23 protein-coding genes are annotated in these 24,217 nt (G+C 39.0%); 20 read left to right on the top strand and 3 right to left on the bottom strand.

All coding sequences use genetic code 11. The features are described 5' to 3' along the window. Positions 1 to 185: 185 nt before the first annotated feature. The 14 genes from I6758_RS04055 (at position 186) to I6758_RS03990 (ending at position 12,179) form a co-directional block, all read left to right on the top strand. Positions 186 to 593, top strand: coding sequence for an acyl-CoA thioesterase (locus tag I6758_RS04055; RefSeq protein ID WP_196603926.1), 408 nt, complete (start codon positions 186 to 188; stop codon positions 591 to 593). A gap of 31 nt (positions 594 to 624) precedes the next feature. Then, positions 625 to 1,434: a glutamate racemase gene (gene murI, locus I6758_RS04050; RefSeq protein WP_196603925.1), complete on the top strand. Its 810-nt coding sequence runs from the start codon at positions 625 to 627 to the stop codon at positions 1,432 to 1,434. Between the two features lie 16 nt (positions 1,435 to 1,450). Continuing rightward, positions 1,451 to 1,987 (top strand): hypothetical protein, encoded by a 537-nt coding sequence (locus I6758_RS04045; protein WP_231038497.1) that lies wholly within the window; start codon positions 1,451 to 1,453, stop codon positions 1,985 to 1,987. Between the two features lie 23 nt (positions 1,988 to 2,010). After that, positions 2,011 to 2,664 (top strand): coenzyme F420-0:L-glutamate ligase, encoded by a 654-nt coding sequence (locus tag I6758_RS04040; protein WP_196603923.1) that lies wholly within the window; start codon positions 2,011 to 2,013, stop codon positions 2,662 to 2,664. 125 nt (positions 2,665 to 2,789) lie between these two features. Beyond that, positions 2,790 to 3,920, top strand: coding sequence for a metallophosphoesterase (locus I6758_RS04035; protein WP_196603922.1), 1,131 nt, complete (start codon positions 2,790 to 2,792; stop codon positions 3,918 to 3,920). Positions 3,921 to 3,973: 53 nt separating this feature from the next. Continuing rightward, positions 3,974 to 4,720 carry a ribonuclease PH gene (rph, locus tag I6758_RS04030; RefSeq protein ID WP_196603921.1) on the top strand — a complete coding sequence of 249 codons (747 nt, stop codon included), beginning with the start codon at positions 3,974 to 3,976 and terminating at the stop codon, positions 4,718 to 4,720. Next, entirely contained in the window at positions 4,696 to 5,319 is a 624-nt protein-coding gene (gene rdgB, locus I6758_RS04025) for an RdgB/HAM1 family non-canonical purine NTP pyrophosphatase (protein ID WP_231038496.1), read from the top strand. Before rph ends, rdgB begins: the two co-directional genes overlap by 25 nt. Further along, the gene (locus I6758_RS04020; RefSeq protein ID WP_196603919.1) at positions 5,316 to 5,798 is read left to right on the top strand and encodes a metallophosphoesterase family protein; all 483 of its coding nucleotides are present in this window, start codon (positions 5,316 to 5,318) and stop codon (positions 5,796 to 5,798) included. The genes rdgB and I6758_RS04020 overlap by 4 nt, the downstream gene beginning before the upstream one ends. Before the next feature lie 171 nt (positions 5,799 to 5,969). Beyond that, positions 5,970 to 6,812 carry a fumarate hydratase gene (locus I6758_RS04015; protein ID WP_196603918.1) on the top strand — a complete coding sequence of 281 codons (843 nt, stop codon included), beginning with the start codon at positions 5,970 to 5,972 and terminating at the stop codon, positions 6,810 to 6,812. A 23-nt stretch (positions 6,813 to 6,835) separates the two neighbouring features. After that, entirely contained in the window at positions 6,836 to 7,393 is a 558-nt protein-coding gene (locus I6758_RS04010) for a Fe-S-containing hydro-lyase (RefSeq protein ID WP_196603917.1), read from the top strand. 115 nt (positions 7,394 to 7,508) lie between these two features. Then, positions 7,509 to 8,129 (top strand): succinate dehydrogenase, encoded by a 621-nt coding sequence (locus I6758_RS04005; protein WP_196603916.1) that lies wholly within the window; start codon positions 7,509 to 7,511, stop codon positions 8,127 to 8,129. 34 nt (positions 8,130 to 8,163) lie between these two features. Beyond that, on the top strand, positions 8,164 to 9,921 hold the full coding sequence (gene sdhA / locus I6758_RS04000) for a succinate dehydrogenase flavoprotein subunit (protein WP_196603915.1): 1,758 nt from the start codon (positions 8,164 to 8,166) through the stop codon (positions 9,919 to 9,921). A 5-nt stretch (positions 9,922 to 9,926) separates the two neighbouring features. Continuing rightward, positions 9,927 to 10,679 carry a succinate dehydrogenase iron-sulfur subunit gene (sdhB, locus tag I6758_RS03995; protein WP_196603914.1) on the top strand — a complete coding sequence of 251 codons (753 nt, stop codon included), beginning with the start codon at positions 9,927 to 9,929 and terminating at the stop codon, positions 10,677 to 10,679. 339 nt (positions 10,680 to 11,018) lie between these two features. Beyond that, positions 11,019 to 12,179, top strand: coding sequence for an MFS transporter (locus I6758_RS03990; protein WP_196603913.1), 1,161 nt, complete (start codon positions 11,019 to 11,021; stop codon positions 12,177 to 12,179). A gap of 48 nt (positions 12,180 to 12,227) precedes the next feature. On the opposite strand, the gene ruvX is transcribed toward I6758_RS03990, so the two are convergent. Genes ruvX through alaS form a run of 3 tightly spaced genes read right to left on the bottom strand, consistent with a single transcriptional unit; the run spans position 12,228 to position 15,581 of the window. Next, on the bottom strand, positions 12,228 to 12,650 hold the full coding sequence (gene ruvX / locus I6758_RS03985; protein ID WP_196603912.1) for a Holliday junction resolvase RuvX: 423 nt from the start codon (positions 12,648 to 12,650) through the stop codon (positions 12,228 to 12,230). Between the two features lie 14 nt (positions 12,651 to 12,664). Then, entirely contained in the window at positions 12,665 to 12,922 is a 258-nt protein-coding gene (locus I6758_RS03980; RefSeq protein ID WP_196603911.1) for an IreB family regulatory phosphoprotein, read from the bottom strand. A 34-nt stretch (positions 12,923 to 12,956) separates the two neighbouring features. Then, entirely contained in the window at positions 12,957 to 15,581 is a 2,625-nt protein-coding gene (gene alaS / locus I6758_RS03975) for an alanine--tRNA ligase (protein ID WP_196603910.1), read from the bottom strand. 259 nt (positions 15,582 to 15,840) lie between these two features. Here alaS and pckA point away from each other — a divergent pair, with 259 nt between their 5' ends. The 6 genes from pckA to I6758_RS03945 all read left to right on the top strand — a co-directional run bounded on the left by pckA (position 15,841) and on the right by I6758_RS03945 (position 24,048). Beyond that, on the top strand, positions 15,841 to 17,415 hold the full coding sequence (pckA, locus tag I6758_RS03970; RefSeq protein WP_196603909.1) for a phosphoenolpyruvate carboxykinase (ATP): 1,575 nt from the start codon (positions 15,841 to 15,843) through the stop codon (positions 17,413 to 17,415). 323 nt (positions 17,416 to 17,738) lie between these two features. Further along, entirely contained in the window at positions 17,739 to 18,566 is an 828-nt protein-coding gene (locus tag I6758_RS03965; protein WP_196603908.1) for an SDR family oxidoreductase, read from the top strand. Positions 18,567 to 18,763: 197 nt separating this feature from the next. Next, positions 18,764 to 19,936, top strand: a complete 1,173-nt coding sequence (locus I6758_RS03960) for an iron-containing alcohol dehydrogenase (protein ID WP_196603907.1) — start codon at positions 18,764 to 18,766, stop codon at positions 19,934 to 19,936. Between the two features lie 129 nt (positions 19,937 to 20,065). Next, on the top strand, positions 20,066 to 20,719 hold the full coding sequence (locus tag I6758_RS03955; protein ID WP_196603906.1) for a flavodoxin: 654 nt from the start codon (positions 20,066 to 20,068) through the stop codon (positions 20,717 to 20,719). 283 nt (positions 20,720 to 21,002) lie between these two features. Continuing rightward, the gene (locus I6758_RS03950) at positions 21,003 to 21,167 is read left to right on the top strand and encodes a hypothetical protein (RefSeq protein ID WP_196603905.1); all 165 of its coding nucleotides are present in this window, start codon (positions 21,003 to 21,005) and stop codon (positions 21,165 to 21,167) included. 289 nt (positions 21,168 to 21,456) lie between these two features. Next, on the top strand, positions 21,457 to 24,048 hold the full coding sequence (locus tag I6758_RS03945) for a 3'-5' exonuclease (RefSeq protein WP_196603904.1): 2,592 nt from the start codon (positions 21,457 to 21,459) through the stop codon (positions 24,046 to 24,048). The last annotated feature ends 169 nt before the right edge of the window (positions 24,049 to 24,217 follow it).

Genomic DNA, 24,217 nt, shown 5'->3' with positions numbered 1-24,217 from the left:
AAAGCCGGTATGACTTTGTCATATCGGCTTTTCAATATTAAATAATGAAATTTCTTTATTTTTTACATACTATGTGATATATTGAAACATGCCGCTTTGTTGTAGTTTATATATTTTGGTGCCTAATGTCCTTGGGCAATAATATCTCATGTATATACCTCTGACGATGTGGGGGAGGAATAAGAATGGTAACGGCAATAACTCATCGGGTCAATTTTTTTGATACGGATGCTATGGCAGTTGTGCATCATGCCAACTATATAAAATGGTTTGAAATAGGTCGGGTCGATTTTTTGCGCAAGGCAGGCATAACATTGACAGAAATGATGAATGATGGATATGTGTTTCCCATAACTAATGTAAGTGCACAGTACATATCATCAGGACAGTATGATGATGTACTGCTTATCAGGACGACACCTGTTGCGCTCACTAAAGCGAAAATGGAATTTAGCTATGAAATATTTCGCGACGATACGGATGCTCTTTTGGTGAAAGGGTATACGCAGAATGTTTTTACACATAAAGACAGCGGGAAAATTACCCGTTTGCCGGATAAATACTATATTAAATTACAGCAGGCATTGAAGTAATATTTACACTACATGTTAGGGAGAGGATTAAATGCGAGCTTGCGCACCAATTGGCGTTTTTGATTCCGGTTCGGGAGGTTTGACTGTTGCAAGGCAGCTGCACAAGATTTTGCCCGGGGAAAACATCATCTATGTTGGTGATATGAAACGTATGCCTTACGGACCTCGTAAACCGGAAGAAATAATAAAATTTATGGATCAGTTTTTACATTTTTTCGCATCTAAAAATGTAAAGATGGCTGTTTTTGCCTGCAATACAATGACTTCATGGGGATATGAAAAGGCCGTCGGCAGAACAATTTTTCCGTTAGTACCTATGAGTACGGCAGTATCAGAAGCGGCAGCTGTATCTCCGCATAAAAAAATTGGTGTCATAGCTACCGAGGCCACCGTAAAAAAAGGATTCCATGCAGATATGGCGGCAAAGATCGATAAAAACATAGAAGTATATGCTGTTGCCTGTCCAGATTTTGTGACATTGATCGAAAGCGGGCATATTGAAGATGCGGTTCTTGAAAATGCGGCAAGATCATATATGCTGAAATTTAAAGAGAAAAGCATTGAATCCCTTATTCTTGGCTGTACGCATTATCCTATAATAAGTGATATTTTAAAGAAATATCTTGATACTGATGTCAGTCTGATCAATCCTGCTCTAAGCACTGTTAAAAAGACTGAGCAAATATTGCGGGATGGACAGATGTTAAATTCGGCAAAAACTGGGGGGAAAATGGAATTTTTCTTTTCTTCAGCTCCTGAGCATGCTGCACATATGGTGAAAATTGTTATGGGGTTGGAAAATCCATTCATCAATAATATAGATTTAAGTGAATTCAACTGATTATGGAGGCAAATTGATGCAAGTTTTAGGCATAATATTAATAGCGCTAATAATTGTAATAATCCTGGTTTATTTGAAATGGCGGCAAATTGGTGATGCTGATATACAATTTTGTATTGAGAAGCATACACCTTTTATTGTTGAAGAGAATGAAAAAAGCCGCGTTGTTTTTTCTGCGGAGTTTGAAATAGTGAATGCTGGGAAACAATGTGCCACGATAATGGATTGCTTTGTGCGTTCGCAATTACCGTATGAGCAATTTGATGGCATTGAAGTCAGAGGGAAAGTCCAATTGGCAGGTGTACCGCGTGAGGACGATTACTTTGAGGCTGTACTTATTCAAAAATTTGAAAAAATAAACCTGACAGTAAAAATTGAACTTATTGACAGGAATCGCGGAGATATACGAAATACACTGCGCCATATGGTTGATGTACCCGTAGACATCATTTATCAGCATACAGCACGTCATGAGGCGGCTTTATCCAAAAAACGTCTTGTGTTGTCTGCAAAAGAAATAGCATCTTTATTGGATTTAGAACTTATCGACTGATATAACAGTGGAGGATTGATACAATGAGTGAAGTGCAAATAATTTCGGTTCCGACAAGGATATTGACGGAACAAGATGATATTATAAACGTTATAGAAAAGTACACTAAGGGAAAAATAACGGATAATGATGTTATTTCTGTAGCGGAAAGTGTTGTTGCTATAACACAAGGTCGATTTATAAGACCTGAGGACTTGAAAATATCTAAAACAGCTCTTTTCTGCTGCCGTTTTATACCTGATTACGGCAGTCTGGCCAGTCCCCATGGTATGCAGTCTCTTATGGATGTGGAAGGAAAGTGGCGGGTCGCATTTGCTTTATTTTTTGGCTTCATTGCAAAACTTTTCGGACAGGGCGGCTGGTTTTATAAATGGGGCGGAGAACAGGCAGCGCTGATTGATGATGTTACAGGAACGATGCCGCCTTTTGATAAATGTATAGTTTACGGGCCTGAAAAACCAAATGAAGTTGTAGAAAAGTTAAAAAAAAGGCTGGGCTGTTTTGGCGCAGTCATTGCTGATGTGAATGATCTGAAGCGATCGCGCATTGTAGGAGTGACAGACGGGGTGGACGGCAGCAAGGTTGCCAGCCTGCTGCTTGATAATCCATTTGGCAATGCTTCGCAAAAAACACCTATAGTTATAATAAAAAACTTTAAACAATATCAGGCTGATTGAAAAAAGCGCCGTGGCAGAAGAAAATTTTGTCCGGTGCTTTTCTTTCGACATTAGTGACTTTTGTGTTATAATAAATTGTTATTTGTACTATTATTGCGGTAAGTTTTGAAATTAGGGTGATAAAGATGTTTATGATTTTTTTGACCTGTGTGTTTGCGGTGCTTATTATTTTTTCAGTTTTATCTGCCAGACTGATCAGACAGCTTTATCCTCGTATTGGTCGAAATAATATATATTTTAGAGTTTTACTTTTTAATATTTTTTTATTGGCTGCATTATTTTGCAGTAAATTCATACCGGGAGAATCAACTGTAATATCTGTTTTTCAGCAGTTTTTTATAATTGTTTTTGTGACTGAGATATTTTTTTCTGCTTTTGCATTGATTGTGAATTGTATTATTAAAATATATGATATAATCACGGATGCTTCTGTTGACCTTTCCAGACGTAATTTTTTAATGAAATCGGCATTGGTTCCTATAGAGGGAATGGTGTTATATGGAAGTCTCATAGAAAAAAATGATGTGGTGTTGAATAAATATGATATTAAGGTACATAATGCAGGAGCGTGGAAAGACATAAAAATAGCACAGCTGACAGATGTTCATATCGGGAGTTATTTTTCCATTGACAAACTGAGAGTTACGATGGATCGCTTAGCTGCCCTAAACCCGGATATTTTGGCAGTTACAGGCGATATTTTTGACGATGATAAGATAAATGCAGAAGCCATTGCTCTTATCGGGCAATATTGCGGCAAATTCAGATATGGTATTTATTATTGCTGGGGCAATCATGAATATATGAGAAATATGACCGCTATCAAGAAAAATTTAGCGAAGACGGATATACATGTTTTGACAAATGAAAGTATCATTATCAATAGAGGTGATGATAAGCTTTCTGTTATTGGTGTTGACTATCCGCAGGATCGTGAGCGTTTTGCCATGCTTGGAGAAACCTATATGAAAAACGCGTTGAACGGTGTACCGTCCGATTCGGTAAAAATTCTTCTGGCACATCATTCTGATTTTATTGATAATGCGTTTGCCAATCATATAGATCTGGCTCTTACGGGACATACACACGGTGGACAGCTTGGAATATTCGGGCATCCTCTTTTTCCGGGATTTAAATATGTCCGGGGAATGTTTATTCAAGATAGCTGTTACGGCTATGTAAGTACAGGTGCGGGCAGCTGGTTTCCTTTTAGGATAGGCTGCCCGCCGGAAATAACAATATTTACTCTTGTTTAAACACACAGCATGATGGATCAGTGCTAATGTTTTTAAATAATAGGGGGTTCTTTATGAAAAGAATTGATGGACGAAGCGAAAATGAACTTCGCTATGTAAAAATCACGCGGCATTATTTAAAAAATCCAGCAGGTTCTGTTTTAATAGAAACAGGCGATACAAAGGTGATTTGTTCGGCCACAATAGCTCAGCAAGTACCGAAATTTCTTAAAGGGACAGGAACCGGCTGGCTTTCCGCCGAATATTCGCTGCTTCCTGGATCGACACAGACTCGGGCGGCCAGAGAAGCTGCCCGCGGCAGAATGAGCGGCAGAACACAGGAAATACAGCGTCTTATCGGCAGATGCCTGCGCAGCATAATGGATTTGAAGGCCTTGGGTGAAAAAAATATAATTATTGATTGTGATGTCATTCAGGCTGACGGAGGAACACGTACCGCAGCGATTACAGGATCCTTTATTGCACTTGTTGACGCGATGGAAAGTATTTACGACACACACAGCATATTTCCTGTAAAAGATTTTTTGGCTGCAACCAGTGTAGGAATAATAAATGAAAATGATGCAGTTTTAGATCTCTGCTATGAGGAAGATAGTCGTGCAGTGGTCGATATGAATGTAGTTATGACAGGCAGAGGCGATTTTGTTGAAATACAGGGAACAGGAGAAGAACATCCCTTTTCCAGGCGGCAGCTTGACGCACTGCTGCAGAAGGCTGAAATCGGTATCAATGAACTGATCTCATATCAAAAAAATATTTTAGGGAATCATCTTGGATGGAGGATAGGCAGAGAGCCGTAAAAATGAAGACAATTATTATTGCAACAAAAAATAAAGGGAAAATAAGAGAAATGGTAGAAGAATTCGCAGAGCTGCCGGTGATTATAAGAGCACTTGACGAATTTGGCGAATTACCCGACGCAGTAGAAAGCGGGCATACTTTTGCGGAAAATGCACGTATAAAGGCGGCCTTTTATTCCAGATTGACAGGTCAGGCATGTCTTGCCGATGATTCTGGTCTGGAAATAGATATTCTTGACAAACGACCGGGTATATATTCGGCCAGATTCGCAGGTGATAATGCGAGTGACGGTGATAATAATAAAAAAATGATCAGTGAGATGAAAAAAGCGGGGGTTGATTCATCAAATGCCCGTTATAAATGCGTTCTGGCATTTTTTGATATAAACGGAAGAATATTACAGGCAGAGGGTGAATGTGAAGGAAAAATAAAATTGTCACCAAAGGGCAGTAATGGTTTTGGCTATGATCCGTATTTTTATATCCGCGGAGGCAAAAAAAGCATGGCGGAAATATCTGCCTTGGAAAAAAATGAAATAAGCCATAGGGGTAAAGCAGTAAAAAGAATGAAAATATTACTCGCTGAATATTTGGCATGATAGCGGGGGTCATCAGTGACAGCCATGGTAATACGATGGCTGTAAAAAAAGCAATTGAAAAAGCTCCTTTTGTAGACATATGGCTGCATGCGGGAGACTATGTGCAAGACGCCGCATATTTGGAGAAAATGGTCACTGTTCCCGTTATAAAAGTGGCTGGCAACGGTGACTGGAATAATACAGCTATTCCTGAAGATAAATTTTTTGTGCTGGAGAACAAAAAAATTTGGCTCACACATGGACACAAATATCAGGTTAAATGGGGAATTGATTATCTGAGTGAATTGGCAGGGAGAAACCGTGCAGATATAGTTATCTTTGGACACAGCCACGTTTATTGTGAAAAATATGAAAAAAACAGATTATTTTTAAATCCCGGAAGTATTTCTTTGCCTCGTGACGGAAAAGAAGGCAGCTTTGCAATTTTAGAACTTTATGGGGATAAAAATTTATTCCAAGTAAACAGGTATACAATATGATAATATTTAATATTTATCACTGATGAGCCGCAGCATAAATATTGTAAAATGAAAAATGAATCAGTTTCACCTTTTTAAATCTGTAAATACTTGCTGTTAAAGGCTTGAAAGCATTTTAAAAATGTGATAACATTTATTTCATTGGGGACATTATATTCTAGGAGGGTTTATATGCGTACTATACAGGTAGAACAAATTACACAAGAAGTTGCACAGATGTGTAAAGAAGCTGCTTACTATTTGCCTGAAGATGTTTATGAAGCATTAAAGAAAGGCAGAGAAACTGAAGAATCTCCAGTAGGCCGGGATGTTCTTGATCAGATCATCAAGAATTCTGAAATTGCCAGATCTGAAGATCGGCCTATTTGTCAGGATACAGGAATGACCATTGTTTTTGTTGAAATAGGTCAGGATCTTCACATTGAAGGCGGCAGTCTCAATGACGCTATCAATGCTGGAGTGGCCAAGGGATATACGGAAGGTTTTTTGAGAAAATCGGTAGTTGCTGAACCACTGTTTGATAGAAAGAATACCCAAAACAATACTCCGGCTATTATTTATACCGAAGTGGTGCCGGGCGATAAACTGAAAATTGAAATAGAACCTAAGGGTTTTGGCAGTGAAAATAAATCAGGTATAAAGATGCTTGTTCCGGCAGACGGTGTTGAAGGCGTTAAGAAGGCTGTCATGGAAATTATACTGCATGCAAGCTGTAATCCTTGTCCGCCCATGGTCATAGGCGTTGGAATCGGCGGCACAATGGATAAGGCCGCTTATTATTCAAAACGGGCTTTACTGCGCCCCTTAACTGTCCGCAATGCTCATCCTCAGTATGCTGCACTTGAAGAAGAGCTTTTGGAAATGGTTAATAAAACTGGTATTGGTCCTCAGCTTGGCGGTACGACATCTGCATTAGCTGTCAATATTGAATGGGGTCCTACCCATATAGCAGGGCTGCCGGTTGCCGTGACTATCTGTTGTCACGCTACACGTCACAGTAAACGTGTATTATAATAATTAGGGGAGGAAAGTTAATAATGGCTGAAAAAATTCGTATTACTACACCTTTAACGGAAGAAAAGTCCCGCAAGCTTAAAGCTGGCGACAGTGTTTTGATAAGCGGGGTTATTTATAGTGCGCGTGATGCAGCTCACAAGGTCATGACAGAAGCTTTGGCAAGAGGAGAAAAACTTCCTATAGATTGGCATGATCAAATTGTTTATTATCTTGGTCCTACACCGGCAAAACCCGGAGATCCCATTGGCTCCTGCGGACCGACAACAGCGGGGCGTATGGATGCGTATACACCGACGATGCTTGAACAAGGCATTAAAGGAATGATTGGCAAGGGCTCCCGCACACCTGAAGTTATAGAATCAATGAAAAAGAATGGCACTACATATTTTGCTGCTGTCGGCGGAGCTGCTGCATTTATCGCGAAATCTGTGAAAAAGTATGAAGTGATCGCGTATCCGGAACTTGGTCCGGAAGCTCTGGCTGCACTGACTGTTGAGGATTTCCCTGCTATTGTTGTTATTGACTCAGAGGGAAATAATTTCTACGAAATAGGTCAAAAACCTTATCGTAAACTTTAATTTTAGAGATTCGGAAAGCTCCGATAACAAGCCGTGTATATTCTTTAACTTAGTTTGTTACGAAGTTTCCTTATTTTAATTTTCCCGAGTTGGGATTAACAATAGGAGGGTTATAATGTTCCATGTAACATTTTACATTCGTCGCCTGCATTCCATTTGCGGGATCGTTCCAATGGGATTATTCTTGTTAGAACATGTTTTAACCAATGCAGAGGCTCTTGGAGGCCCGGCAGCTTTTAACGAGGCTATTGGCAAAATTGCTTTGATACCGCATGACATTATGCTTGTAATCGAAATTTTTGGTCTTGCTATTCCATTTCTTTTCCATATGATCTATGGATTATATATTGCTCTGCAGGCAAAAAACAATCCGTCACAATATGGCTACACTCGGAACTGGCAGTTTGCACTTCAAAGATGGACGGCTATTTTTCTTTTTGTTTTCTTAATTATCCACGTTGTTGATCTGCGCATTTTCACAAAAGGCGGAGGCACCCCGATTTCATATGCTCTACTTGATCAAATGTTTAATAATATGGGATGGTTTATTCTTTATCTTGCTGGCATGATTGCTGCTATATTCCATTTTTGCAATGGTGTTACCACTTTATGCATGACATGGGGCATAGCTAAAGGGCCGCGCATTCAGACATTCATTGGCAGAGTAATGATGCTTGTATGTGTTTTGTTATCTCTTGTTACCATTGCATTCATGGCAGCATATAAAATGCATTGATTAGTTTTTTATTAAAAATAAGGAGAGAAGCTACGTGAGTAAAAAGAATATAATTGTTGTCGGCGGCGGATTATCAGGTCTTATGGCAGCTATTAAAATTTGCGAAGCAGGCGGCGAATTGAAATTATTTTCGTATTGTCCTGTAAAACGTTCGCATTCCTTGTGTGCACAGGGCGGTATCAATGCCTGCATGAACACTAAGGGTCAAAACGATACAACTTGGGAACATTTTGATGATACCGTATACGGCGGTGATTTTTTAGCTGATCAGACCGCTGTAAAAGGTATGTGTGAAACTGCTCCTAAACTTATAAAGATGTTTGATCGCATGGGTGTTCCATTTACGCGTACGGCTGAAGGTGTTCTTGATCTTCGTAATTTTGGCGGACAGAAGAACAAACGTACCGTATTTGCTGGCTCAACAACAGGCCAACAGCTTCTTTATGCACTTGATGAACAAGTTCGTAAATGGGAAGTTAAAGGTAAAGTTAAGAAATATGAATTCTGGGAATTTATTAAAATTATAAAGAATGACAAAAATGTATGCCGCGGTATTGTTGCACAGAATATGAATTCAATGGAAATTGAAGCTTTTTCTGCCGATGCGGTTATACTGGCTACAGGTGGTCCTGGTGTCATATTTGGCCGCTGCACAGCATCTACTATCTGCAACGGTTCTGCAGTATCGGCTGTTTACCAGCAGGGTGCTGAAATAGGCAACAGTGAGTTTATTCAGATACATCCTACAGCAATCCCCGGGTCTGATAAAAATCGTCTTATGTCAGAAGCATGCCGTGGTGAAGGCGGTCGTGTATGGACATATAAAGACGGCAAACCGTGGTATTTTCTTGAAACAATGTATCCTGCATATGGCAATCTTGTGCCGCGTGATATTGCAGCCCGTGCCATTTATGATGTCTGTGTGAATCAGGGGCTGGGTATTAACGGTGAAAACAGAGTATATTTGGATTTGTCTCATATACCGGCGGAATATCTTGAGCGTAAATTAGGCGGTATTCTGGAAATGTATTCGGAATTTGTTGGAGATGATCCTCGCAAAGTTCCTATGCAGATCTATCCGTCAGTTCATTATTCGATGGGTGGCATATGGGTAGATACAAAGCATAATACAAACATTCCTGCACTTCTTGCTTCAGGCGAATGTGATTATCAGTATCATGGAGCAAATCGTCTTGGTGCCAATTCGCTGCTTTCAGCTGCTTACTCCGGCACTATTTCGGGTCCCGAAGCTATCCGTTGGTCTGAAAGTGATGAAATAGGCGATGAACTCACTGATGTACAGCTTGCCGCAGCTAAACAGGCATGTGTTGATGATTTTGAAAGTATTATTAGTATGAATGGTATAGAAAATGCCCATGAGTTGCATCATGAATTGGGCGATTTGATGAATAAATATTGTACGATTGTTCGTGTTAATAAAGAACTTGATTATTGCATGGATGAATTGAAAAAGATACTTGCCCGCTGGAATGATATAGGTGTGAGTGATAAGGGGCATTGGGCTAATCAGGAAGCTATGTTTGTTCGTCAGCTGCGTAATATGATCCTTTATGCTATGGTTATCTGCAAAGCTGCACGTATGCGTGATGAAAGCCGTGGTGCTCATTATAAGCCTGAGTTCCCGGATCGTAATGATGAAAAATTCCTCAAAACTACCATCGCTTCCTACAATACGGAAACGCATGAGCCAGAAATCTCCTACAGAGATTTTGACCACTCTTTAATAAAACCGCGTCCGCGTCGTTATGATGTTGCAAAGGGAGGTAAATAATAATAATGTCAGAACAAAAAACAGTACATTTTATTATAGAACGTCAGGATAGTCCTGACAGTAAACCTTATACCGAAGAATTTTTAGTGCCGTATCGTCCGGCTCTTAATGTTGTGGCTGCCTTGATGGAAATTCAGAAAAAACCCGTCACAAAGGATGGTAAAAAGACTACGCCCGTAGTATGGGAATGTAATTGTCTTGAAAAGGTCTGCGGTGCCTGCATGATGGTAATAAATGGTAAAGCAAGACAAGCCTGTGCAACTCTTGTTGATCAGATTCCGCAGCCTATACGTCTTGCACCTGCACGTACTTTTCCGGTAATACGTGATTTGCAGATTGATCGTTCAGTTATGTTTGAAAGTCTTAAGCGCATTCAAGGCTGGGTAGAAATAGACGGAAGCTGGGAAGTCAATACGGCCCCTATTCAGAATCCATATACAGCTGCTACAGCTTATGAAATATCGCATTGCATGACTTGTGGCTGTTGTTTGGAAGCATGTCCAAATGTTGGCCCGCAGTCTGATTTTATCGGACCTGCTCCTACTGTTCAGGCATATCTGTTCAATTTAAATCCTCTTGGAAAGTTCGATAAAGAAAAGCGCCTTAATGCCTTAATGGAAAAAGGCGGTATCACGAGCTGCGGAAACAGTCAAAATTGTGTTGAAGTATGTCCTAAGGATATAAAACTTACAACATATCTTGCACAGCTCAATCGTGATGTTAATAAACAGGCTTTAAAGAATATTTTCAACAAATGATTTTGATTTAAATTTATTGCGCTGGCAATCGGTCCGGTGTAGTATAGAAAGTCTGCAGCTCTTTTATTTTAAGAGGTGCAGACTTTTTGTTTTGCAAAAAACAGAAGGCAGCTGATCATAATAGATTTATAAGAACTGTGACATATATTCATACATAAAAATTTTTTTACTTAAAATGATATAAGGAAAATCAGAGTGAATACTACCTGATTGTAGAGTGTCTTCCTAAAAAGTGCGTACTTACTTCACTGTGGAATTTAGTATATAATGAACCTCGGAATATTCCAAAAAAATATACTGAGGGTGAAAAATTCATTGTATAAAAAAGACGATCAAATTATGATTATTATATTTTCCATAGGTTTTTTAATGGGAATAGGCGTGGATTTATATGTACCTTCTCTGCCTGTGATCGAAAAATATTTCGGAACCCAGCAAAATCTGGTTCAGCTGGGAATCAGCCTGTATATGCTGGGTTATGGTGTTGCACAGATTGTTTTTGGAATATGTTCGGATTCTGTAGGGAGAAAAAAAATTCTGCAAATCAGCAGCATAATATACACTGTTTCAAGTTTCATATGTATTTATGCGCCACATATTTTAGTTCTGGATTTTTTCAGATTTCTCCAGGGCGTGAGTGTTGCAGGCCTTGCTGCAGTGGCACGGGCCATGATCGTTGACAGTTTTTCAGGAAAAAAACTGATGAATGCTACAGGCTGGTTTGGCATCAGCTGGTCAATGGGGCCTATCATTGGCCCCTTCATAGGAAGTTATTTGCAACATTTACTTGGATGGAAAGCTGACTTTTTCTTTTTTACCTGTTATGGGTTGGGGATATATCTTTTTACTACTTATAAAATACCTGAAACCAATCTTAATTACACGAAAATGAATTTTGTATCTATAGAGAAAAATATCAAAAATGTACTTTTTAATCCTCTTTTTTTGTCTATGACTATAGTCGGTGGAATAGGGTACAGTATAATCGTCATTTTTAATATTGTAGGGCCTTTTCTTATACAAAATATCATGGGATATGGTGTGATTATTTACGGATATATCGCGTTGCTGCTCGGAGCAGCTTATTTCATGGGCTGCATGTTTAATCGTTTTGCCGGTAAATATTTTACAGTTCAAAAGATAATGTATTGGTCAACATGGACCGCAATAGGAATTTCTATTATAATGCTTTTAATGGCGTTTATAGTGAAAAATTCCTTATTTATGCTATTGCCCTGTATCAGTGCAATTTTTTGCTGCTGCGGCTTTATTGTACCGTGTTCGCTGGTGAGAACAATGTCCATTTTTAAAAGCATCGCCGGCACAGCCAGTTCGGTGTTTGGTTCTTTATCCGGTATTATTGTTGCAGTGATAACAATATTTGCAGGAGAACTAGAAATGGCATCCAGCTTTTATCTGGCTTTGATTTATATTGTGCTTTTTAGTATCGCTATGATTCTTATTGTCCTGTGCGAAAAAAAATATTTTACAGAAAAATAGTAATTATAAAGAAAAGGCTAAACCAATTTTTCGGTTCAGCCTTTTCTTTTATAACTTTTGCGGATTACTGTCCAAATAACCCTGTAATATAAATACAGCAGCCATTTTATCAATTATTTTGCGGCGCTTTGCGCGGCTCACGTCCGCAGCAATCAGATAACGTTCAGCTGCAACAGTGGAAAGTCGTTCATCCCAAAAAATAATGTCCTTGTCGACAATAGATTCTTTTAAATGATCAGCAAACTCTCTTACGATATCACATCGTTCGCCTTCAGTGCCATTCATGTTGCGCGGCAGACCTATAACTATTTTATCAACATCATATTCAACTATAAGCTCCTGTAAACGCTGTAAGTCACTTTGCCATGATTCACGCCTTATTGTTTCAATTCCCTGCGCAGTCAGCATTAAAGCATCACTGACTGCTATACCTATTGTCTTGTCTCCAACATCAAGGCCTATGATACGCATAGCATCCTCCCGCGTCACGTTTCTTTTTTATTCAAATAAAATTTCACCAGTTCAGCCAGAAGTTCATCACGCTCCATGCCACGAATTTTGCTTCTGGCATCTTTATAGCTGGTTATGTATGCAGGATCACCCGACAACAGATAACCGACCAGCTGATTTATGGGATTATATCCTTTTTCCTGCATAGCAGAGCAGACATCTCTTATTACTGTTTCGGCTTTGTTTTTGTCAATACCAAACTTAAACATCATCGTTTCTTCCATATTGGACATAAAAATCACGTTCCTTTCCGGGAAAAAGCCGTAGTCACTGATTACCAATCTGTGCATCTAAGACAGACAGAGCTTTTTCAAAAGCCATAGGCAGTTTGTTGGCATATTTGCCTCCTGCCTGTGCCATATTTGGACGGCCGCCACCATTGCCGCCAAGCACCTGAGCGCTTTCTTTGATGATCCTTCCGGCATGAATACCCCTCTCAACAGCTTCCTTGGATGCTTTTACGACAAGATTGACCTTATCATCAGCTATTACTGAAGCGAGAATTACCACTCCATTTTCAACTTTGTCGCAAGTAGTGTCCGCAAGATTGCGCAGTTCATCCATATTGTCCGTGTTAGCTTTTCCTGTAAGAACATTTACACTGCCATGCGGTTTTACAGCCATCAAAAGTTTTTGCGAATCCAATTTGGCCTGCATTTCTTTTACAACATGGAGCTGATGCTTGATTTCTTTATTTTCGCTTATCAATGTATCCAGTTTTTCTACTAAATTTGTCCGCTCTGCCTTCAATGACGCAGCCGCTTCATCAAGAATGTTTAATTGCCCATTTACATAGGAATAGGCAGCTGAACCAGTCAGAGCCTCAATACGTCTTATTCCTGCTGCTATACCGCTTTCGGCAATAATTTTGAAAAGTCCTATCTGACCAATATTTTCAACATGATTACCGCCGCAAAGTTCCATACTGAAATCTGGAACAGTGACTACACGCACAATATCACCATATTTTTCACCGAATAAAGCCATAGCGCCTTTTTCTTTTGCTTCCTTTTGTGCCATATGAGTTATTTCGACAGGTAATGCTTTTAGGATCTCATCATTGACAATTTTTTCAACTTCTGTAAGCTGTTTTGTCGAAACAGGTTCAAAGTTGGAAAAATCGAATCGCAAATGTTCGGCAGTCACTGATGAACCAGCCTGATTTACCTGTTCGCCGACAACTTTCTTCAATGCCGCCTGCAATAAATGCGTCGCTGTATGGTTGCGAGCTGAGGCTAATTTCCTAGTTATGTCAATGTTTAAAGTTAATGTGTCGCCAGTACGAATCAATCCCTCTGTGACATAAGCTATATGATAAACTGTTCCATTAGGTAATTTTTTCGTATTGACTACATGAGCCTTACCCATTTCACCGACAAGTTCGCCGCAGTCACCAATCTGCCCGCCGCCTTCAGCATAGAAGGGAGTTGTGTCAAAAATTATTCCCGCCTCGTCGCCATCCTGCAGAGTATCGGTTACCTGGGCATTTTTCCAGATGCAGACTATCTTGGCAGTCCGAGCAGCAGGATCACAGGTAAGTTTTTCTACATCCAGGTCACGCAGATCTGGTATGTCTATACGCTTATTTTCTTGACGAGCTTGTCTGGCACGTTCTCTTTGTGCTTCCATAGCCCTATCAAAGCCATCTTTGTCAAGTGAAAGGTTATTTTCATGAAGTATTTCATCGGTCAATTCACAGGGAAAACCATATGTATCATAAAGCTTAAATCCTGTTTCGCCATCAAGGACCGTAGTTCCTGCAACAGAAAGTTTTTGGATTTCCTCATCTAACAGAGAAATACCCTGTGTGAGTGTTTGGTGGAATCTTTTTTCTTCAATACTGATGACTTTTTTTATATAATCCCTGCGTTCGGTGAGACCCTCATAAACACCTTTATAAATTTCGGCTACCACATCGACAGCATCTGCCAGGAAAGATTTTTCTATACCAAGCATACGCCCGTGGCGTACAGCCCTGCGCAATATGCGACGCAAAACATATCCTCTGCCCTCGTTGGAAGGAAGAATGCCGTCCATTACCATTACAGTAATACTGCGCGCATGGTCAGCTATAACTTTTAAAGAGACATCGGTTTTGTTATCTTGATTATATTTTACACCGGAAATATTGGCCGCATACTCAATAATTGGATACAATAAATCTGTCTCAAAATTGGTTGGTTTTTCCTGTACGACCGATGCAAGACGTTCTAAGCCCGCTCCTGTATCTATATTCTTTTTTACCAATGGTAGATATTCACCACTGTCAGTGCGGTCATACTGTGTAAATACGAGATTCCATATTTCAAGATATCGATCACAATCACAGCCCGGAGCACAATCAGGGCTGCCGCAGCCGCGTTCTTCACCAAGATCTATATAAATTTCTGAGTCAGGACCGCAGGGACCGGTGCCTATTTCCCAAAAATTATCTTCCATGCGAACTATTTGTTCGGGATTTACAGATGTTTTTTCTGTCCAAATTTTATAAGCTTCTTCATCTTTCGGATAAATGCTTACCCATAATTTATCAGCAGGCAGCTCAAGTTCTTCAGTAAGAAAATTCCAAGCCCACGGTATAACCTCTTCCTTAAAATAATCACCGAAGGAAAAGTTACCCAGCATTTCAAAGTATGTTTGGTGGCGGGCAGTACGTCCTACGTTTTCGATATCACCAGTGCGGACGCAGCGCTGACTTGTAGTTATGCGCGTATGAGGCGGTTTCATCTTACCTGTAAAAAATGGTTTAAAAGGAGCCATGCCTGCTCCTATCATCAGCAAGGAAGGATCATTCTCAGGTATCAAAGAGAAGCTCGGTAAACGAAGATGATCTCTTTGTGCAAAATATTGCAAGAATTTTTCCCGCAGCTCATTGCCGCTCATGTATTTCAAATTGTTCTACCTCCAAAATTGTATAATCACACAAATATATTTCATTATATAAAAATACTATTGCAAAGTCAATTATGGGGAAAATAACAGTGATATTATAAAAAAAGTAAAGCATCTTACTATAACTGTAATGAATGAAACAATAATTTATATAAATTATTTGAAAAATTAGAAGGAAATAAAAATAATAAATAGAAGTATAAAATATTAAGAAATTCGAATGAGCCTATATCATATTAATGAAAGAAGTTGACCACCCATGGAAAACAAAAAATTTTCGGCAGCTGATATTTTGTCCAATGCACGTATGATATCACGGGATCTCAGTGTTTCAGAACTTTTTGAAGAGGCTATAATAAACAGAGAAGCTGTATTGTCGAGAAGAGGCGCAATTTGCATATATACGGGACAGTATACAGGCAGATCGCCAAAAGATAGATTCATTGTGGATACTACATCTGTTCATAATATTGTAAGCTGGTCGAATAATGCACCTTGCACAGAAGAGACTTTTAAGCGTTTGTACGCCAAAATGAAAAATTTTGCCAGAGATCATAAACTGTATGTCAGTGATAACTATGTAGGGGCCGATCCGGAGCATAGGCTGCAGATAAAATGTATAACAGAATATGCAGCACAACATCTTTTTCTTAAAGAATTGTTTATAAAACCGGAAAAACCGCCTGCTGCACCGGAGGATTTCACACTTGTCTGTTTCCCAAGTGTGAAAGCTAACCCGCTTGAAGATTCCGTTCATTCAGAAGCTTTTATAATAATAAATTTTGACTATAAAATAGTGATAATCGGCGGAACGAAATACTGTGGAGAAATGAAAAAATCAATTTTCTCGGTAATGAATTATATTCTGCCGCAAAAGGGAATATTGTCCATGCATTGTTCTGCCAATGTGGGCAAAGATGGTAAAACCGCTATTTTCTTTGGGTTGAGCGGAACGGGGAAAACTACTTTATCGGCCGATCCCAATAGAAGGCTTATAGGTGATGACGAACATGGGTGGAGCGAACATGGCATTTTTAATATTGAAGGCGGCTGTTATGCAAAATGCATCCATCTTACAGAAGAAACTGAGCCTGAAATATATCGCGCCATAAAGTATGGTGCAGTTCTTGAAAATGTAGTGCTTGATCCCAAAACACGAAAAGAAGATTATGATGATGCGAGATATACAGAAAACACACGTGTAGCATATCCGCTGGAATATATTCCTAATGCCATTCACCCAAGTATGGCAGGACATCCTACAGCCATTATCTTTCTCACTGCCGATGCCTTTGGCGTATTGCCGCCGATTTCCAGACTCAACCCCAAACAGGCTATGTATCATTTCCTTTCGGGGTACACCAGTAAAGTAGCCGGTACGGAGCGCGGCATTATAGGCCCGCAGGCCACTTTTTCCATAGGCTTTGGCGAACCGTTTCTGCCGCTTTCTCCTCTAAAATATGCCCGGCTTCTTGAACAAAAAATACAGGAACATAATACCAAGGTATATTTAGTGAACACAGGATGGACGGGCGGGCCCTACGGCATCGGTTCCAGAATGAAGTTGAAATATACGCGTGCCATGATTACAGCGGCACTGGAAGGACAGCTCGATAATATAGGCTGGACAAATGATTCAATTTTTAAAGTCGAGGTCCCGGATTATTGTCCTGATGTGCCTTCAGATATTTTAAAACCGGCAAATACTTGGACTGACAAGGGTGCATACAAACGTCAGGCTGCAAAACTGGTAGGGTTGTTTACCAAAAATGTAAAAAGATTTAGAGGAGAAATGGCTGATGATATATTGAGCACAGGTCCGAGCATGCAATGAACATTTGCTGATAGAAAATAAATTGGAAAGTCACTTATGATAGATAAAAATAGGCAAAACGCTTCCAGAAATAATGGAGGCGTTTTGCCTATTTCCGTTAATATGAGGCCCAGTCATTTAATAGTTTTTTACTTAACGGACAAGTGATAATAGATTATTCATTTTCAGTAATATTGTCAACAAATTTTATACAACAAAATAAATAAGTTTTTCTTATGGAAAGTATGGAAAATCGGAATTGATTCAGAGTATCAGGGCACATAAAATAAAAATAGGAAAAAGGTTGATATACAGAATGAATAAAAATTTGGAGGAAATATAAAATGCGTACTTGGTTTATCACTGGTGTATCCAGCGGGTTTGGCAATGAGATGACAAGACAGATATTGGCACAGGGAGACCGGGTTATCGGCACCGTTCGCAGCCGGAAGAAAATGAAGGACCTGATTGTAAGATATCCGGATACCTTTGATTGTCAGCTGCTTGATGTGACCGATGTTCCGGCAGTACATCGTACGGTTTCTGAAGCCTTTGAAAAATACGGAGAAATTGATGTGGTTATCAGCAATGCAGGTTATGGACTTTTTGGCTGTGCCGAAGAGCTTTCAGATGCTCAAGTTGATCATATTCTGGCGACAAATCTTGTCGGATCGATTCAGATAATCCGTTCGGCACTCCCCTATATGCGGCTGCAGCAGAGAGGACGGATTATTCAGATATCATCATACGGCGGGCAAGTTGCTTATCCGGCGAATTCTATGTATCACGCGACAAAATTCGGGATAGAAGGTTTTTGTGAATCGGTAGCTCAGGAAATGGCCCAGTTTGGCATAGGCATGACTATTGTTGAACCGGGTGGGGCACGTACAGAGTTCCGCTACGGCAGTGCAAAAATAGCAAATCTCATGCCGGAATATAAGTCTTCTCATGCATTTTTAGATATGCTGGATGCTTCCAAGAATCTGGCACCCGGTGATCCTGTAAAAATGGCTGCGCGTATTATTGAAAGTACAGGACAAAACCCTGCGCCGCTTCGTATTGTATTTGGTTCACAGGCATTGAAAGCTACTATTGAATGTTTGGAAAAGCGAATTGATGAATATAAAGCACAGGAAGAGTTGGCAGCATCAACTGATATCATAAGCAAATAATTTTTCGAATTTTTTCCTTTATTTTTTAAAAACACTTGCGATGGAGTTAGCTTCAAGTGATACGATAAAATTAATCCAGAATAAAACTGAATAATTATATAAAAACAGGAGGCGTACTTTATAGGAATTTCAAACCGCTGTCTACATGAGAAAATGCTGCAATGAAGTCATCGTATAAGAAGAAAGGATAATTTAAAATGAAAAATTTTGTTTTTCAAAACACGACTAAAATTTATTTTGGGCAGAATCAGTTAAATCATTTAGGGGAGGAGATAAAATTACATGGTTCACGTATACTGCTGGTATACGGAGGAGGGTCAATTAAGCGTATCGGTCTTTATGATAGTGTCATGAAAGAGCTCAAGAAAAATAAATTGACAGTATTTGAGTTGGCCGGCGTTGAACCGAATCCAAGGCATACGACTGTAAATAAAGGGGCAGCGATTTGTAAAAAAGAACAAATTGATATTATTCTTGCCGTGGGCGGAGGTTCAACTATTGACTGCTCTAAGGCAATTGCTGCGGCGAGATATTATGACGGTGACAGCTGGGATATTGTCAGCGGAAAAGTACCAGTAACTCAAGCTCTTCCGCTATTTACAGTATTAACGATCGCAGCGACCGGTTCGGAAATGGACTGCGGCGGTGTTATCAGCAATATGGAAACAAATGAAAAGCTGGGATTGGTGCATCCGCTGCTTCAGCCGAAGGTTTCTTTTCTTGATCCGGCCAATACTTTTTCAGTCAGTGCTTATCAAACTGCCTGCGGAAGTGCAGATATACTTTTGCACATATTTGATTGTTTCTATTTTGCCGATCCGGAAGGCAAAATGGATATGATTGATCGTATTATGGAAGAAATCATTAAGACTGTGATAAAATATGCACCTATTGCTATCAGTAAACCAGATGATTATGAAGCACGTGCTAATTTAATGTGGGCGGCTTCATGGGCACTTAATGGCTTTCTTGGTACAGGAACGGTTATGGCTCCAACATGTCATATGATCGAACATGAAGTTTCGGCATTTTATGATATAACGCATGGACACGGTCTGGCAATTCTTGCACCGCGCTGGATGGAATATATTTTGGATGAGACAACAGCACCGCAATTCAAAAATTTTGGTGTAAATGTTTTTGGTGTTGACGCTGCACTCTCTGATATGGCTGGGGCAAAGGCAGCTATAGCGAAATTTAAAGACTTTCTATTTGATACATTGGGTCTTAAAAGCAAATTATCTGATCTTGGCATTGATGATAAGAATTTTTCTATTATGGCAAAGAAAGCTTGTTCCAATGGAATACTGTCAGGATATAAAAAGCTGACACCAGCAGATGTTGAAGCTATTTTTAAAATGTGTCTATAAGGAAAAGCAGGAGAGTATTAAAAAAATTATACCAGTCAAACTTGAATGATTAAATGCACAGTATCGGTTTATTTACAATATATTTTTGATGCGAATAAAATAAGGCAAATTGAAACGGAGGAGCAGATAATGCGTTTGAAACAAAAAAAAATTTATTTAATGATAATGCTTGGACTGTTTTTATTGGTCTCAGGCTGCGGCAGTCAAACGGACGAAAAAGCCGCAGCTGTACAGCAGGAGCCGGTAAATGGTACTGTGCCTGAAAAAGAAACGGCATCAGCAGAAAATAGTGAAACAAGCAATTTGAGAGGGAAAAAGATTTTGATAGCTTATTTTTCTCATACAAAGCATACTCAGCAATTTGCCCAAATTATTCAGCAAAATACGGGAGGAGATTTGTTTGAGATCGAACCCAAAAATCCGTATCCCACAGATTATGATACTGTTGTAGCGCAAGCAAAACAGGAAGTAAATTCAGGCTATACACCCGAATTAAAACAGGATATCGATACGAATTATTATGATGTAATTTTTATAGGCACGCCGGTTTGGTGGTATACTTTCGCTCCGCCGATACGTACATTTCTCACGCAGCATGATTTATCGGGCAAGGTGATTATTCCGTTTACCACTCATAAAGGAAGTGGCTTGTCCGGTATTGATAATAAAATTAAAGAGCTGCAGCCAGATGCAGATATCCTGGCAGGACTTGCTGTTTGGGATGATACAGCACCAAAAGAAAGCGATAATATCAAAAAATGGCTTCAAGGGTTGAACTTTTAAAAAATTGTTTGAAATACCAGCATTCTGACGATTTTATTTCTGCAAAACTGTCTTTAGAGAGATTTTTATTTGACTATTTGATAATTTTCGGAGGATGCTCTGCGGGGACATATTATCTGCTGTTATTTTTGCAAAAAAGAGGCTGATTTTATGAAGAGGTTGCTTAATATACTAATAATACTTTTGGCAGGAAGTTTTTTCTGCCTTTTTTTCTATTTTTATTATGCTGTGAGCGGAGATTTCGTATCAGAAAAAGAATATGCGCGTATGTCAAAAGATTTAGTTGAACAGAGTATTACTTCAGACCAGAGGCAATGTTTTGAACAGAAGCTTGAATGATAATCCCCGGAGAGCACGCGTCATTGTTATAACGGTATTGATAGCAAAATATTATGCTGCTGATGTAAAGAACGATGATATGAATATGGAAAAGCAGTGGATTGCGTGAACTAAAAATATTGAAAGCATTGATAATGTTGACGATTAACTCGTTTTTGCTTACAATAAGTGTACGAGCTCATAGTGCGGTAAACGTATTATAGCTGGGCGGGGGAGGAACGTAAATAAGGATGGTATCACGAGCTCCGGTTCACCCCTGTATAAGATTGAAGAGTTTTATATGAGGGCAGCTGGAGCTTTTTTAATGAGAATAGTGCTTTGCACAATGTTTCCGGCAGAAGATTACAATATATATTTGTTTAGCAGTAAAATGCATAGAGTGATAATATGGGAGCAACATGGATAAAATATTAAATGATAAACAGATGGAAGTGGTGAATGAGCTTGAGCATAATGTACTTCTCAGTGCTTCTGCCGGTACAGGAAAAACAAATACGCTCATATACAGAATAGCTGCCATAATAGATAAAGAAAAGGCGCTGCCGGAAGAAATATTGTGTCTTACTTTTACTAATAAGGCCTGCGGAGAGATAAAGGAACGTATCTCGATACTACTTGCCCAAAAAGGTGCCGGAGTAAAAATATGTACTTTTCATAGTTTTTGCTATGATGTAATTAAAGCTGAAGCGAAAAAAAATTCGGATTTATTTACTGATTTTATCATTTTTGATGAAGATGACTGCCAGGAAGTTGTGCGAAAAGTAAATTTCTATGGGATAGCTTCAAATAAGGCATTGCAATATTTTATTGATTTGGTCAAACAATATCGGGCGGTTTATGATTATTGTACAGATGATATGAAGAGTGATTATGCCAATGTAATAAAACGTTTATTCGTTGAACAAATTGATAAAATAAGCAACATATGTGTAACGGCCCAATATTATCAGGATGAAAGAATGCTGGAGGCAGTGAAACAAAATGGTGCGGATATAGTGACTGATTATAACAGGCAGTTAGCTGATATGCATGGGCTTGACTTTACAGACCTCATTGTTCGGACATACGAATTATTTAAAGATGATGCAGTAGTAAAAATATGGCGGCACAGATATAAATATATCAATATAGACGAGATGCAGGACACCAGCAGCTTGGAATATGATATTTTATCCCGTCTGTTTGTACATAACAATATCCTGCTGTGCGGTGATTATTTTCAAACTATTTATGAATGGCGCGGGTCTGATCCCGAATCAATTCTGCACAAATATAAAATTGATTATAAACCGGTTACAATCGCTTTTGATGAAAACTACCGTTCAACCAGAATTTTATTGAATGCATCATATGACTGCCTGGAAAATTTATTCGGCAAAAGCGTGCGTAAAGTATATAAATCGGCAGTAAAATCAGCAAATGGGCTGCAGGGTGAAAAAATAACCGTCAAAGAAGCTGAAAATGCCGAGAATGAAGCGGCATGGATATTCGATGAAATACAGCAGCTGGGTAAGTCCGACAGGTGTCGAATATGTATTTTAACACGCAGCAATAAATATAATGAACGATTGAGCCGCTACTTAAACAATTTAAACGAAAATGTGCAGCGAGAAAAAAGAATTGATTTTATAATGGTCGATGAATTTAAGTTTTTCAGGCGTCAGGAAATAAAAGATGTTATGGCGTTCCTTAAATTACTGATGAATAGATATGACAGCAGCAGTTTGCAAAGAATTTTGAAAAAATTCGCAGTTGGGATCGGTGAAAAGACGATAGATACGGTACAGTCAGCTGCATATAGAAAAGTTGGCATCAGTCTGGTGGATTTTATTGATGAAAGAACATACAAAGATGACAATGATCCCTTCTGTCTTCTTTTACAGGCAGTGCAAGAGGAAAAAATTATCGTTTTTGATGTTGAAAGCACAGGAACTGATACCAGCAGGGATGAAATAATCCAAATCGCTGCGGTCAGGCTGGATCATGAGGGGAAGATCAAAGAGCGATTTGTCCATATATTAAAACCAATAAAAACGGTCGGAACATCATATTATGTGCATGGCTTTTCTGATGAATATTTGGAAAAAAATGGCGAACCTCCCGAAAAAATACTTGCCGCTTTCCGGGAATTTTCTATCGGAGCAGTGATAGTAGGGCATAATGTAAGCTATGATATAAGTATTTTTGGCAGTCAGCTGAATAGAATGAATTTACCGAAACCAGAATTTTTGACCAGCTATGATACTCTGGATATATATAGAAGATTCTATCCTAATTTACCAAACCATAAGCTCTCTTTTTTAAGCGATTATTTTTCTATAGAAGAAAAACCGACTCACAATGCATTTGATGATGTGATGGCAACGGCTTCACTGCTTATGCATGCTATAAAAAATGATATCATCCCAACTGCTTCGCTGCGAAGAGAGTATTTGAGAGAACATGTTGATCAATTTCGCTGGATGGCTGTAAAGCTGAATGAGCTAATTGAAAATAGTTTTATTTTGAGACCATATGAACTTATCGCCAAAATAATGAACGTGACTAAAATAAAGGAATTTTATCAAAATCAACCGGAGAAAATTGATCATATACGTGAATTTTACCTTATAGCTAAATATAATGATAATGCTGGCACGGCTCCGCGTGATTGTCTGGCAGAATTATTGAAAATAACGGCATTGTCCAATAGTGAAATGGACCGCATGATTTCTGCTATTGATCGAATACCTATAATTACCGTGCATCAGGCCAAGGGTTCCGAGTTTGATTATGTTTTTCTTGCCGGAATGCAGGACGGGATTTTTCCGGCATATTTAGCAATAAAAGAAGGCAGTCTTGAGGAAGAGAAAAGACTTTTTTATGTCGCACTCACACGTGCTAAAAAACATCTTTATATAAGCAGAAGCAAAATCAGCGAGCATGGTCGAAAAAATACTGTAAGCCGGTTCTTGGATGCTATTCCGGCAAAATACAAAAAAGATGTATAAAAAAGCTTTGTGCTGCGATCAAAATAAAAATTTGCATAAAATCTTTTTATATAGGATAATGTATTCAGCAAAGATTCAGATAGTAAGTGATGTCTTGCTGCAGAATGCGGTGATCATTTTGATGAAAAGCGGTCTTTGCTGATTTAAATAGAATGATAATCTGTGCGGA

It is taken from the genome of Pectinatus haikarae (assembly GCF_015732185.1).
GTDB classification, from domain to species: domain Bacteria; phylum Bacillota; class Negativicutes; order Selenomonadales; family Selenomonadaceae; genus Pectinatus; species Pectinatus haikarae.
This window is presented reverse-complemented; position numbering and strand designations above follow the sequence as displayed.